Below are 12,272 nucleotides of genomic sequence, written 5' to 3' on the forward strand. Positions count from 1 at the left end.
GCGCCTGACGGGGCTCGGCGTCAGCCCCGTGCCGTGGTGATCGTGCCGTCGATGAGTTGCTGCTTGATCTCGTCAAGCTTCTGCGTGATCGCCGGATCGACATCGCCGCAGATCTTGAAGCCGGAGGCCTCCGGCCCCGCCGCCAGTCCGAAGACATGCGAACCGGGTTCCCAGGTGCCCTCGATGTAGCGGGTAACGGCAAGCTCGAGCAGGTGCCCGACGCCGGTGATCGAATAGGCCGTGTAGATCGGGTCCTCGCCGCACCGTGCGGTGATGCCGCCGACGATGACGGTCGATGTCTCACGCGCAGCCTGCTCCATGCCCTTAAGGCCGAGATTGAGGATGTGGTAGTGCATGTCGGCGCCTTGGGCGACGGCGGCCAGCGTGGCCTCCTTGGCCTTGGCGACGTCGTCGAAGCTGCCGGTGAAGGTCTGGATGACCTCCGTCTCGGGCTTCACATGCCTGGCGCCGCGCTCCAGCTCCTTGCCGGAATTCACGATGCCCGGAATCTCCAGCCCGCCGACATAGTTGATCTTGCCGGTCTTGGACATCATCGCCATGGCGGCGCCCGACAGGAAGGCGATCTGCGCCTGGCCGACGTCGTACTGGGACATGTTGGCGGGCGCGTCAGGACCCAGCGTTGCTCCGGCGACAAGCGCGAACTTCTTGCCCGGGAACCGCTTGGCGACCTTCGCCATGGCGTTCTGGGACGCGCCGCTGACCGCGGCCACGAAATCGTTCTGCGAGGCAAGCGCGGTGATGACCTGCTCCATGTCCGCGTAGTTGATATTCTCGATCAACTGAACGGTGACCTTGTCGCCATACCTGGCGCGGATCGCCTCGACCCCCTGCATCCCGGATTCCATGAATCCGCTGTCGGCTGCCGAGCCCGGAATGAGCACGCCCACACGGTAATTGTCCGCCGCAAGCGCCGATGTCGCGGTCAGCGCCAATATGCCGGCAGCGATGGCCGATCCGGTCCTTTTTAGTACCCGCCTCAAGTCAAGCATCTCGTCCTCCTGTTAGTGACGAAGTGATCGCCGCCAGCGAGCCTGCTCGACCGCGTGGCGGTGTTCGACGCGGTCCAACTCGCATGTTCCATGCCAAAGTAACAAAATTGATACCTCTTTGACGAAGCATGGTGCGAGGCTCGGATTCCATCGATTCGAGACCGGATCTGCACCGGCCATGCGTTGGAGGCGGCGCCAGATTCTGCCCGGTTTTTCAGCAACTGCCTGCGGCCAAGGCTCAATTCCAGGCAACCAGGCCGGCCTTCATCACCGGCAGACCGGACAGCTGGATCCTCAATGTGGCCTATCACATGCATCTTTCAGGGGCTGAACGCGAAGCCGGTTAGGAGCGGAACCTTGGAAGACACAGTCGGCGCATTCTGCGGACATGGAAAATTCGTCCTTCGCGGCGCCACCGACGGACCGCTGGCCGGCATGACCTTCGCCGTGAAGGATCTGATCGACGTCGAAGGCATACCGACCGGCGCCGGCTCGCCGGCATGGCTTGCATCCCATCCCGTCCCGGACCACAGCGCCTCATGCGTTCGGAAACTTCTCGACGCGGGCGCGACGGCAATCGGCAAGTCGATCACCGACGAACTGGCCTACAGCATCAACGGCGACAACATCCATTACGGGACCCCGGTCAACCCCCGCGCGCCGGGCCGGACCCCCGGCGGCTCTTCAAGCGGTTCGGCCGCCGCTGTCGCGGCCGGTCTTCGCGATTTCGCGCTGGCGACCGACACCGGCGGTTCGACGCGCGTGCCTGCCAGCTATTGCGGGCTCTTCGGCCTGCGGACGACCCACGGCGCGATACCGATGGACGGCATTGTGCCGCTTATGCCGGGGTTCGACACGCTGACCTGGCTCGCCCGCGATAGCGCGACATTCGCCGCCGTCGGCGATGTATTGCTGCCGCAATCGCAGCCGGAGGCCCACCGCGGCCTTGTCCTTCTGGAGGACGCGATGGCGGAACTCGACATCCCGGGCAGGGAGGCATTCAAGGAGGCCATAACCGGTATCGAGGCGCAACACGGTCCGATCCGACGGCTCACGATCAGCGACCATGGCCTGGAGTCGTGGCGCCAGATCTACCTCGCCCTCTCCGCGGCCGAGGCCTGGGAACAGCATGGCGAATGGATCGAGAAGACCCGGCCCGGATTTTCCCCGGCCATCGCCGCACGTTTCGATATCGCCAGGGAAATGGCCAGCCGCGACCTGTCACCCGAGCGCGCGGCGCGGACGGCGATCGCCCGCGGGCTCGACGCCATCCTGGCGGAGGGCGACGTCGCCCTCCTGCCGTCGGCTGCCGGGCCGGCGATTCCACTGAACGCGTCTCCGGCCGAGATCGAGGCGATGCGGCAGCGCACCTTCCGGATGACCTGCATCGCAGGTCTCGGCGGGCTGCCCCAGGTGAGCATACCGGGTATCGAGATCGGCGGCCTGCCGGTCGGCCTGTCACTGATCGGGCGCCGCGGGAGCGACCGTGCGCTGATCGCACTCGGCGGCGCGATGGCGCAGCTTCTCGCCGGCAGACAGCCCGCGGCCGCGCCGTGAACAGGCGCGGGAAAGCCTTCGATTTGGGCACCGGTTGCACGTTATATATGCATCAGCAATGCTTGTTACCCGAGCCGGATCGGCAGAGGATAGCTGAATCAGAAATGCCGATGGGTCGCAGGGGAGGCGATGATCGACAGTCCCGGGGGAGCCAGACATGCGACTGACCATGTATACGGACTACGCGCTCAGGATGCTGATCCAGCTCGGCCTGCAGCCGGACAACCGGCTGGTCACCATCGGTGAGATCGCCACTTCCTTCGGGATTTCCAAAAACCATCTGACCAAGGTCGCGCAGCAATTGAGCGTCGGCGGATATGTCGAGGCGGTCCGCGGCAATGGCGGCGGCCTTCGGCTGGCCATGTCTCCCGCGGAAATCAACGTCGGCGACGTCGTCCGCATGACCGAGAAGGACTTCTCCCTGGTCGGCTGCTTCGAGGAAGGCGGCCGCTGCCAGATCGATTCCGCCTGCATGCTCCGTCCTGCCCTGGCCACCGCGCTCAGCGCCTTCTTCGCCGCGCTCGACAAGTTCACGTTGCAGGATCTGCTGGTCACGCGGCCATTGCTCAACGCGGCGCTGTATCCGGAATCGGGCCAGGGCCGCCCGCTCCACGGGGACGTTCCTCTGCTCCCCTGAGCCGTCACGTCGCGACACTCAAAGTGGCATATTATATGCGTCTATGAACAGGCGGAGCGCATGAAAGGGCCGCGAGCCCGATCACCGCGATGCGTATGAGACCGTCACGAGAGGAGCCCTCGTCACCATGACCGACTACAGCCATCTCCATCCCGACGTGGCCAGCGTGATCGACGGCCTCGACATCAGCGCCCGCCCCGTCGAGGAAGCACGTGTCCTGCCGACCGCTGCCTACACGTCCGACGCCTTCTTCGAGTTCGAGAAGGAGGCCGTCTTCATGCGGTCCTGGCTCTGTGTCGGCCGCGTCCAGCAACTGCCGAACACCGGCGACTACATGGCGATGACATTGGCCGGCGAACCCATTCTGGTCACCCGCACCAAGGACGGCGACATTCGGGCGATGTCCGCGCTCTGCCGTCACCGCGGCCATCCGCTCAAGACCCAGTGCACGGGCAACGCCAAGCGCTTCACCTGCCCCTACCACGCCTGGACCTACGATATCGACGGCAGACTCCTCGGCGCCCCGCACATGGGCAAGACGGTGGAGATGAACACGCTGCGCGACGAATCCACCCTGCCGCAGCTGAAGGTGGAGATCTGGCACGGGTTCATCTTCGTGAACTTCGACCCCGAGGCCGATTCCCTGGCGCCGACGCTCAGCAAGCTGGAACCCTACATGGCGGGCTACGACCTCGACGAGATGGTCACCATCCCGCCGAAGTTCGAACGGAACCCAATACCGTGGAACTGGAAGATGCTGCTCGAGAACTACATCGAGCCCTATCACACCCAGTTCGTGCACCCGATCATCCACGACTTCGCCCCGAGCACCGGTGTCGAGTTCGACCCCTGGCAGGGCGACAACGACAATGTGATCGTCCGCTATGTGCCTTTTCTGGAGCCGGATGGCGGGCTCACCGAACGCGGCTGGCAGGCGCCGGCATCCTTTCCGGTCATTCCGTCGCTGTCCGAGAAGCAGCGGAACCGGGTCGGCTTCGGCATGGTCCCGCCGACCATGAACATCATCTTCACACCGGACATGCTCTGCTATGGCCTGATCTACCCGCTGACGCCGTCCAGCCTGACGGTGGGCGGCGGTCTCTTCACCGCCGGCGGGTGGTGCGTTCCGAAATCAACCGCGGCGCTGCCGGACTTCGACGCCCGCGCCGGCAAGCTGATGGAAGGCTCGGCCCAGCTCGGCGTCCAGGACACAACGGTCAACATCGCGATGCAGGCGGCCAAGCACTCCCGCTACGCGCCCCGCGGCCGGCTCTGCTACCTCGAGGAGACGCTGGCCGACTTCAACCGCTGGCTGGCCCTGCGCTACCGCGCCCACGCCGACCGGCTTCGTGACCCGCAGATGCAGGTCGCGGCAGAATAGCCGTCGCCCGCCCGACATACCCTGCGGGCCGCACCAACCGGGCCGATCTGGAATTCCTGTCACCTTCAGGCTTGGGCACGAAAGCAGACGGGCCGCCCTCAAAGAGAGGACGGCCCGTCGCGGTTTTCGTTTGCCGAATCCGGATATTCCCGAACGGCAGGGAACGGGGCGCCGGATGATCGGCGACGCCCCGTCCGGCCTACATCTTCGGAAGGATGACCGTGTCGATTACATGGATCACGCCGTTGTCCGCCCCGATATCGGCCTGGACGACCGTGGCGTCGTCGACGGTCACCGCCGCGCCAGTGGCGTCGATGGCGACAGCCGAGCCCTGCACGGTCGTCGGGCTCGCCGTCTTGCCGGCGATGTCGCCGCTCATGACCTTTCCGGGCAGGACATGGTAGGTCAGCACTGCAACCAACTGATCCTTGTTCTCGGGCTTCAGGAGGTTCTCCACCGTACCCTCGGGCAGCTTCGAGAAGGCCTCATCGGTCGGTGCGAAGACCGTGAACGGGCCGTCGCCTTTCAGGGTGTCGACCAGACCTGCGGCCTGCACCGCGGCGACGAGTGTGTTGAAGGAACCAGCCGACACGGCGGTGTCGACGATGTCCTTGGCCGAAGCAGCTGCAGAGAACAGCATCAGGGGAACGGCCACGGACGCGGCGAGAAGATTACGAAACGACATTTCAAGACTCCATTGGGACTGACAGTCGAAGCCCCGCCGGTGCGCACCTTGAGGGACGATCCGGGCGGACTGTCGTTCGCCCGAAATCGCGATTGCTACGGCCGCCTCCATTGCCCGGATCATTGGCAGCCTGCCTGTCATCCGATCGGCCGCGCGTCCGTAGTATGGTCATGAGACCTGCTCACCCATCCCGCCTGTTCCGCGGAATCCTTGGCGTTCTCGCATTGACGGCGTTCCTCGCCGGCTGCTCGGTCGTCGGCGACCGTTCGGGAACCGGACAGATTCACTATGATGTGATCGGCGACCTCGGCGACGGTGTCGAGATCCGGCAGTATCCGCCCCGGGTGGCCGCAGAGGTAACGGATCGCGACGGCGCCAATTCGGCGTTCCGGACGCTCGCCGCCTACATCTTCGGCAGAAACCGGTCCGGGACGGAGATCGCGATGACGGCGCCGGTCGAGATGCAGCCGGCCGCCGCCGATAGCGGCATGGCTGGCCCTGTCGATGTGCGTCCGCAGCCTGACGGTTCGGTGCACATGCGCTTCTTTCTTCCCGCCGGCTTCGACCTGGAGACCGCACCGCTGCCGCTGGATGAGGCGGTCCGGCTGCGCGAGTTGCCGACACAGTCGATCGCAGCGCTGCGCTTCAGCGGGTTACGGGATGACGAACGGACGCGCGAACACCAGGCCAGGCTGCTCGACCGGCTTGAAGGGTCGGGATGGCGAGCAGCCGGGCCGCCGTCAGCCTTCCACTACGATCCGCCCTGGACCTTGCCCTTCCTGCGCCGCAACGAAGCCGTCGTGCCCGTCGAACCTGGGCCCGAAGCTCGGCAACGTTAACTCCTCCGCGACGTCAGAACCCGGGCCGATCTGGGCATCGGCCTGCAGGTGAGGCTCAGGCCGGCAATCTAAACAACCGGCAGCGCGACCTGCATCGGCGCGGGCGGCAACATCGTGCCGTCGATCAGGTCGCGGCGGAACCGACCTCAAAACTTTCATCGGACGCGGATCGGGTCAGACCACGAACTGGCCGCCGTTGGCCGTGATCGTCGACCCGGTGATGAAGCCGGCCTCGTCGGAGGCCAGAAAGACGACGCAGCGGCCGATCTCCTCGGGCGTTCCGAGTCGCCCGACCGGGATCTGCGCGATGATGCTCTCCCGGACCTTCTCCGGCACAGCCATCACCATGTCGGTGCCGACATAGCCCGGGCAGATGGCGTTGACGGTGATCCCCTTCGCCGCGCCCTCCTGAGCCAGCGCCTTCGTGAAGCCGAGATCGCCGGCCTTGGCGGCGGAGTAGTTGGCCTGCCCTATCTGCCCCTTCTGGCCATTGATGGAGCTGATGCTGATGACCCGTCCGAATCCGCGTTCCCGCATGCCGGGCCAGACGGGATGGGTCATGTTGAAAAGGCCGTCCAGATTCGTACCCATCACGTCGCGCCACTGGGCGGGTGTCATGCGATGGAACATGCTGTCGCGCGTGATCCCGGCATTGTTGACCAGGATATCGACGGGACCGACAGCGGATTCCACGTCCGCGATCCCCGCCACGCATTCGTCATAGTGCGCAACGGACCACTTGAAGACGGGAATGCCGGTTTCATCGTGAAAACGCGCCGCAACCTCGTCATTGCCGGCGTAGTTCGCGGCCACCTTGTAGCCTGCCGCCCCGAGCGCGACCGATATGGCCGCGCCGATTCCGCGCGTGCCGCCAGTAACCAGCGCCGTTCGTTCCATGTCTCCCCCCAACGCGCCCCATTTTTCGGGGCGTCAATCCTGCCTTCAGGTTTCCGGAATCAGCCGCCGACGTAGACGCCCTGCGCCGGTCGATAGAAAATCTTCTGGTTGTGCAGGCGGCCCAGCAGCGCGCTGATCCGGTGCCCCTCGGCCGGATCGTCGATGGTTCGGGACTGCATGGACCGAAGCGCCGTCTCGATCAGATCCATGTCCTCGGGATCGAGATCGAAGCTGCTGTTGTACTTCGGCATTCGAAATCTCCCCGGTTCCGGCCGCTTGCTGGATGCGGCGCCTCTACGACGCCATCCGGATTTCGGTTTCCGGGCTCGATACGAGGCCCGCATCGAACAGGGAACCGATCTGCCGGTCGGAGAGTCCGGCGATGTCCGCCAGGATCTCCTCGGTATGCTCGCCCAGGCGCGGTGCCGGACATGCCGGCCGACGTTCGGAACCCGAGAAGGTGACCGGCGATGCAGGCGCCAGGTGGTGTCCGGCGCCGGGCTGGTCGATCACGCTGAACATCGGATTGGCGGTCGAGAAATCATCGTCCTGATCCAGCGCTTCGGCGAATGTCCGGAACACGGACCAGGTCACGCCGGCCTTGTCGAACATCGGACCGATTTCCCTGACACGCCGGGCCGCGAACCAGGGCGCAAGTATCGCGGTAATCGCCTTGCGCGCCTTCCAGCGTTCGCCCTCGTCGGACAGATCGACGCCAAGCTCCGAGGCGAGCGCCTGCATTCTGTCGGTCGTATCGGTGACCTTCAGCAGATTGGCCCACTGGCGTTCGGTCAGCCCGACCACCATGACACGCTGACCGTCGTAGCAGGGAAAATCCTGGCCGTAGGCGCCGTAGAGCGCATTGCCCGCCCTGGCGCGGCTGGTCCCGTTCACCGAGACTTCGCCGATGATGCCCAGATGTCCGATCATCGCCGCCGCGACATCCTTCAGGGAGAACTCGGCATACTGGCCCTCACCCGTCCGCAGCCGGTGACGTTCCGCCGCCAGCAGCGCTGAGACGATCATGTTGCCGGCGATGCAGTCCCAAGCGGGAAGCGCGTGCGCAACCGGTTCGGAAGATTCTTCGGGACCCGTCACCATCGGGAAGCCGACAGCCGGATTGACCGTGTAGTCGACGGCCGGGCGTCCGTGCCGATCGCCTTTCAGCACCGCCATGCACAGGTCCGGACGGTGTGCCCGCAGGGTCTCGTAGTCCGTCCAGCCCTTCACGGCGAGATTGGTCATGAACAGACCCGAATCCCGGCCCGGTGCGCAGATGATCTCGGTCACGATCTCCCGCGCGCGGGCGTCTCTCATGTCGATCGCGATCGAGCGCTTGCCCTTGTTCATGCCCGCCCAGAAGTGGCTGTGACCGGATGGGGTGACGGGCCAGCGCGTCATGTCGAGCCCGCCCTCGAGACGATCGATGCGGATCACGTCCGCACCCATCTGGGCCAGCGTCATGCCGGCAAGCGGAACGGCGACGAAAGCCGAGCTCTCGACAACGCGCATCCCCTGAAGGACGCCGCTCATTGCACCCACTCCATCCGGGCCACCAGGCCCTGATGATCCGAAGTGGCGGTGCAGAGATCGTAGGCATCTCCGTCTCGGACGCCGAGCAGGCGCAGGGGTTCGGTATCGAACATCGGATGCACTCCCTTGAAGCGGAAAGATCGTGGCGCGGCGCCGGCGTGACGCGTGGCCGCCTCCATCAGCAGGATGGCCTGCAGAGGGCCGTGAACGACGAGCGCCGGATACTTCTCCACTTCGATCGCATAGGTGCGGTCGTAGTGGATCCGGTGCGTGTTGAACGTCGCGGCCGAGAACCGGAAGAGACGCTGAGGACTCGCCTCGACATGTTCCTCGAAAGCCGGTGCGGCGGGCGGCACAAGTGCCTTAGGCGCCCGGAACCGGTCCGGGATGTTCAGGTAGACGATGTCCTGGCGTTCGTCGATCTGACCGTCCGCGCCTTCGATCCGGTGACGCACGCGCACGAAGTACATCGGACCGGCCCCGCCCTCGTTGGCGTCGACCGCCTCGATCCGGGACGAACGCTGGAGAGGTTCGCCGATCTTCAGCGCACCATCGAAGCGCAGCTCGCCGCCCGCCCACATCCGGCGGGGCAAGGGAACCGGCGGCAGGAAGCCGCCGCGCCGGGGGTGACCGTCGTCGCCGAGTTCGCTCATCGCGGAGAATTCGGGGAAAGCCGCCCAGTGCCAGAGCGCTGGCATCGCCTCACCGGACCCGCAATCGGCGGTGCGCGACCGGGCATGCCCCGTCGCGGCGGCAAGCATCCCAGCAAGCTCCTCGTTCAACCGCCCTTCGCGCGTCTCGGTCGCTCCGATCCATGCGCTGAGGTCCCTGGTCGTCGAAGCCTCGATCTCGGAATGGGCGTTCACGCGTCTCCTCCCTGAAACGGTTCAGCCGGTTGGCCGGAGACGATCCTTCCCATACGTAAACCTGGAATCCCAGGGATTTCGGGTGCGCCTGTAAAGGCCGGATTTTACAGATTTCAATTTCAGTAAAATTGTAAAATCGACTAAGCTAGGCGAATGAAAACCTATATCGGTCCCAGGCTCCGGCGCCTCAGACAGCAGCGCAACCAGACCCAGGCCGAGATGGCTCGGTTGCTGGGCATCTCCACGTCGTATGTGAACCTGCTCGAGAACAACGAGCGCTCGGTGTCCGTCTCCGTCCTGCTGAAGCTGCTGGAGGTGTACCGCGTCGACTGGCGCGACATCACCGAAGACGATCAGGCCACGCAACTCGCCGACCTGCGCGCGGCCTTGCAGGATCCGCTGTTCGAGCAGGACCGCCCCGATCTGCAGCAGCTCCGCGCCGCGCTGGCGCACAGTCCCGATCTGGCGGCCTGCTTCCTGCGGCTCCACGGCGCATACCAGTCGGTCAGCGAGCACTTCCTGACCCTCGCCGAGGCCGGCGCCGCGCCGGACATGGTGAACCTGTCGCCCGAAGCATCGGTTCATGCGTTCTTCCGGCGCCGCGACAACCACTTCGAGCCACTCGAAGACGCGGCCCGGGCCCTGACCGCCGGCGACATGTTCCCGCCCGACGAGATCTACAGCTGGATCAAGCGCAAGCTGCGGGACGATCTCGGGATCGCGGTGCAACTGGCGCCGACCGGCGACCTGCCGCAGACGCTACGACGCTACGACGCACAGCGCAGGCAGGTGCTGCTGTCGGAGGCGCTGGATCACCCCAACCGTGTCTTCCAGCTGTTCCACATCGTCTGCCTGGTCCAGCACGAAGGCCTGCTCGACGAATTGCTGGCGGAGTTTGGGATCGAGGACGAACGCGGCCAGGCGCGTTGCAGGGTGGAACTCGCCAACTATTTCGCCGCCGCGGCCCTGATGCCCTATGACGCGTTCCTGGCGGAGGCGCGCGGGTCGAAATACGACTTCGATCACCTCGCGACCCGCTTCGGCGTCAGCTTCGAACAGGCCTGTCACCGCGCGGCCACCCTGCGCCGCCCGGGCGCGACCGGCGTGCCCTTCTTCTTTCTCCGCGTCGACCGGGCCGGAAACGTGACCAAACGCTTCAACTCGACCAAGTTCCATCTGGCCGAGCATGGCGGCTCCTGCCCACGGCTTGAGGTGCATGGATGCTTCCGGACGCCCGGACGCATCGTGCCGCAGCTGGTGGAAATGCCGGACGCCAGCAAGTTCGTGGTGTTCGCGCGCACCGTCGACCGGCCCAGCTTCACACGCCTTGCACAGGACAACCGCCTGGCGATCGCGATCGGCTGCCCGATCGAACATGCCGGCGAGATCGGCTATGCCGACGAGATGCACCTCCCCGCCGCCCATGCGACCGAGATCGGTATCAATTGCCGGATCTGTCCGCGGCGGCACTGCGACCAGCGCGCCCAGCCCGCACTCACTACGGCAGGCCCCGTCGACACAAACCTGCGCGGCGCAACCCGCTACGAAAGCTGACGGCGCCGGGAGCGCCGGGCCGCAATTGTGGGCAGGCGGCTGGACGCCGCGATCACCGGCTTCCGCCTGACCAACACGCCGATCCCTGAACCTGCGTGACGCCACCTCAGTCAAATTGCTTGATGGGGCTCCACCTCCAGACGAAGGACCACACAGGGCGCAGCCGACGGGTTCAATCGACGTCCCGCTCAATCAGAGAGCGCAGATGCGAGATGGGCTGCGGCGCGCGCTAGGGCGCGGATGCTGCTGGCAGTTCGCGTTCCACATCGATCAAACGGTACTTCCGCGGAGTGAGCAATTCGAGGCTCGAGTACGGGCGGTGACGATCGTAGTCGTCGATCCAGCGTCACGCCTGCGCCGCCGACGTCAGAACGTGATGGTTCCGCTGCCGATGCTGAACCCGCCGTACGTTGCGGTTGCCGGAACGCCAGCATCATCATAGCGAACCGTCGCATTTCCGGTTTGACCCTTGCTGCAGGCAAGAGGGCGCAGTTCGCTGCCACCTGGTTTCGGGTTGCTGTAGATGGCCGAACACACTCCATCTTTCACGGTGACAATGAGCGCGTAGCTGCCGTCCGAACGGGCCTTGATGGTTCCGGAAGACGTTCCGCCAGTGCTGTTGGGACCGGTTCCACTCATGGAATTTCCCGAACAGTTCGCCAGAAGCAAGACGGCCAAAGCCGCCAGAATAAAGAGCTTCACTCCGGCATCCTCCGAATCACAATCGCCTACGCCCGAACAAACCATATCAAGATAGGCCAACCCGGCGATCTGAATAGCCCGCTGGTTTGCAGATGCCATCTTCCCTAATCTTGAGGCAAGGAGTCCATGATGGGCAAGGGCAATTTCAGCGACTCACTCTCGGAACTGCAGAACCGGAAGAAGGCATTGGAAGTTCAGCTTGAACAGGCTGGTTCCGAGGCGAGGATCCATGTCCACCCGAACGTCGCCGAACTGTATCGCCGCAAGGTGACGTAACAGAGCCATCTGCTCACCAACGAAGCGACACGCCCATAGGCGATGGAGATTATCCGCTCGCTGATTGACCACATCGAGGTTCACAAGGGTGTGAAGCGCGGCAAGCCGGACGTCGTCCTTGTCGGAGCCTTGGCAAGCATTCTGGAATACGCATGCACGGAAACCAGAACCGCCGCCTCCAGGGGAGACGGCGGTAGGGTCTTGGTGGTTGCGGGGGCAGGATTTGAACCTGCGACCTTCAGGTTATGAGCCTGACGAGCTACCGGACTGCTCCACCCCGCGTCAGTGGTGCGGAGCGCCGATATAGACCCTGTCCCGGTGCTTGTGAACCCCCG

At 64.8% G+C, this 12,272-nt stretch carries 13 protein-coding genes and 1 tRNA gene; 6 read left to right on the forward strand and 8 right to left on the reverse strand.

Annotated elements, in window-relative coordinates:
• Positions 1-20 precede the first annotated feature (20 nt).
• Positions 21-1,010, reverse strand: a complete 990-nt coding sequence (locus ACMVY4_RS16645) for a BMP family protein (RefSeq protein WP_416897112.1) — start codon at positions 1,008-1,010, stop codon at positions 21-23.
• A 357-nt stretch (positions 1,011-1,367) separates the two neighbouring features.
• On the opposite strand from ACMVY4_RS16645, the gene ACMVY4_RS16650 reads away from it, so the two are divergent.
• From ACMVY4_RS16650 to ACMVY4_RS16660, 3 genes are all read left to right on the forward strand, one after another.
• Positions 1,368-2,567 carry an amidase gene (locus ACMVY4_RS16650; protein ID WP_416897113.1) on the forward strand — a complete coding sequence of 400 codons (1,200 nt, stop codon included), beginning with the start codon at positions 1,368-1,370 and terminating at the stop codon, positions 2,565-2,567.
• A 157-nt stretch (positions 2,568-2,724) separates the two neighbouring features.
• Positions 2,725-3,204, forward strand: coding sequence for an RrF2 family transcriptional regulator (locus ACMVY4_RS16655; RefSeq protein ID WP_416897114.1), 480 nt, complete (start codon positions 2,725-2,727; stop codon positions 3,202-3,204).
• Between the two features lie 127 nt (positions 3,205-3,331).
• A complete protein-coding gene (locus ACMVY4_RS16660) occupies positions 3,332-4,585 on the forward strand; it encodes an aromatic ring-hydroxylating oxygenase subunit alpha (protein ID WP_416897115.1) in 1,254 nt (417 codons plus the stop codon).
• A 199-nt stretch (positions 4,586-4,784) separates the two neighbouring features.
• On the opposite strand, the gene ACMVY4_RS16665 is transcribed toward ACMVY4_RS16660, so the two are convergent.
• On the reverse strand, positions 4,785-5,225 hold the full coding sequence (locus ACMVY4_RS16665) for a fasciclin domain-containing protein (protein WP_416900335.1): 441 nt from the start codon (positions 5,223-5,225) through the stop codon (positions 4,785-4,787).
• A 215-nt stretch (positions 5,226-5,440) separates the two neighbouring features.
• Between ACMVY4_RS16665 and ACMVY4_RS16670 the strand changes: the two genes are divergently transcribed.
• Positions 5,441-6,109 carry an SOUL family heme-binding protein gene (locus ACMVY4_RS16670; protein WP_416897116.1) on the forward strand — a complete coding sequence of 223 codons (669 nt, stop codon included), beginning with the start codon at positions 5,441-5,443 and terminating at the stop codon, positions 6,107-6,109.
• A 174-nt stretch (positions 6,110-6,283) separates the two neighbouring features.
• On the opposite strand, the gene phbB is transcribed toward ACMVY4_RS16670, so the two are convergent.
• The 4 genes from phbB to ACMVY4_RS16690 are packed head-to-tail and all read right to left on the reverse strand — an operon-like array spanning position 6,284 to position 9,405.
• Positions 6,284-7,006: an acetoacetyl-CoA reductase gene (phbB, locus tag ACMVY4_RS16675; protein ID WP_416897117.1), complete on the reverse strand. Its 723-nt coding sequence runs from the start codon at positions 7,004-7,006 to the stop codon at positions 6,284-6,286.
• Between the two features lie 59 nt (positions 7,007-7,065).
• The gene (locus ACMVY4_RS16680; protein WP_416897118.1) at positions 7,066-7,257 is read right to left on the reverse strand and encodes a hypothetical protein; all 192 of its coding nucleotides are present in this window, start codon (positions 7,255-7,257) and stop codon (positions 7,066-7,068) included.
• Positions 7,258-7,300: 43 nt separating this feature from the next.
• On the reverse strand, positions 7,301-8,539 hold the full coding sequence (locus ACMVY4_RS16685; RefSeq protein WP_416897119.1) for a CoA transferase: 1,239 nt from the start codon (positions 8,537-8,539) through the stop codon (positions 7,301-7,303).
• Entirely contained in the window at positions 8,536-9,405 is an 870-nt protein-coding gene (locus tag ACMVY4_RS16690; protein WP_416897120.1) for an FAS1-like dehydratase domain-containing protein, read from the reverse strand. The genes ACMVY4_RS16685 and ACMVY4_RS16690 overlap by 4 nt, the downstream gene beginning before the upstream one ends.
• Positions 9,406-9,558: 153 nt before the next feature.
• Here ACMVY4_RS16690 and ACMVY4_RS16695 point away from each other — a divergent pair, with 153 nt between their 5' ends.
• The gene (locus ACMVY4_RS16695) at positions 9,559-10,959 is read left to right on the forward strand and encodes a helix-turn-helix domain-containing protein (RefSeq protein ID WP_416897121.1); all 1,401 of its coding nucleotides are present in this window, start codon (positions 9,559-9,561) and stop codon (positions 10,957-10,959) included.
• Positions 10,960-11,325: 366 nt separating this feature from the next.
• On the opposite strand, the gene ACMVY4_RS16700 is transcribed toward ACMVY4_RS16695, so the two are convergent.
• On the reverse strand, positions 11,326-11,760 hold the full coding sequence (locus ACMVY4_RS16700) for a hypothetical protein (protein ID WP_416897122.1): 435 nt from the start codon (positions 11,758-11,760) through the stop codon (positions 11,326-11,328).
• A gap of 30 nt (positions 11,761-11,790) precedes the next feature.
• On the opposite strand from ACMVY4_RS16700, the gene ACMVY4_RS16705 reads away from it, so the two are divergent.
• A complete protein-coding gene (locus ACMVY4_RS16705) occupies positions 11,791-11,937 on the forward strand; it encodes a hypothetical protein (RefSeq protein WP_416897123.1) in 147 nt (48 codons plus the stop codon).
• A 205-nt stretch (positions 11,938-12,142) separates the two neighbouring features.
• Here ACMVY4_RS16705 and ACMVY4_RS16710 read toward each other — a convergent pair.
• Positions 12,143-12,219 (reverse strand) — tRNA-Met (locus ACMVY4_RS16710).
• Positions 12,220-12,272: the final 53 nt, after the last annotated feature.

Origin of the sequence: Minwuia sp., assembly GCF_048007105.1 — a bacterium.
Classification (GTDB): Bacteria; Pseudomonadota; Alphaproteobacteria; order Minwuiales; family Minwuiaceae; genus Minwuia.

Coding starts and splice junctions, on each gene's coding strand:
- ACMVY4_RS16685 (WP_416897119.1), bottom strand. CDS start 8,539: ATGAGCGGCGTCCTTCAGGGGATGCGCGTTGTCGAGAGCTCGGCTTTC.
- ACMVY4_RS16665 (WP_416900335.1), bottom strand. CDS start 5,225: ATGCTGTTCTCTGCAGCTGCTTCGGCCAAGGACATCGTCGACACCGCC.
- phbB (WP_416897117.1), bottom strand. CDS start 7,006: ATGGAACGAACGGCGCTGGTTACTGGCGGCACGCGCGGAATCGGCGCG.
- ACMVY4_RS16660 (WP_416897115.1), top strand. CDS start 3,332: ATGACCGACTACAGCCATCTCCATCCCGACGTGGCCAGCGTGATCGAC.
- ACMVY4_RS16670 (WP_416897116.1), top strand. CDS start 5,441: ATGAGACCTGCTCACCCATCCCGCCTGTTCCGCGGAATCCTTGGCGTT.
- ACMVY4_RS16680 (WP_416897118.1), bottom strand. CDS start 7,257: ATGCCGAAGTACAACAGCAGCTTCGATCTCGATCCCGAGGACATGGAT.
- ACMVY4_RS16700 (WP_416897122.1), bottom strand. CDS start 11,760: ATGGCATCTGCAAACCAGCGGGCTATTCAGATCGCCGGGTTGGCCTAT.
- ACMVY4_RS16695 (WP_416897121.1), top strand. CDS start 9,559: ATGAAAACCTATATCGGTCCCAGGCTCCGGCGCCTCAGACAGCAGCGC.
- ACMVY4_RS16645 (WP_416897112.1), bottom strand. CDS start 1,010: ATGCTTGACTTGAGGCGGGTACTAAAAAGGACCGGATCGGCCATCGCT.
- ACMVY4_RS16655 (WP_416897114.1), top strand. CDS start 2,725: ATGCGACTGACCATGTATACGGACTACGCGCTCAGGATGCTGATCCAG.
- ACMVY4_RS16705 (WP_416897123.1), top strand. CDS start 11,791: ATGGGCAAGGGCAATTTCAGCGACTCACTCTCGGAACTGCAGAACCGG.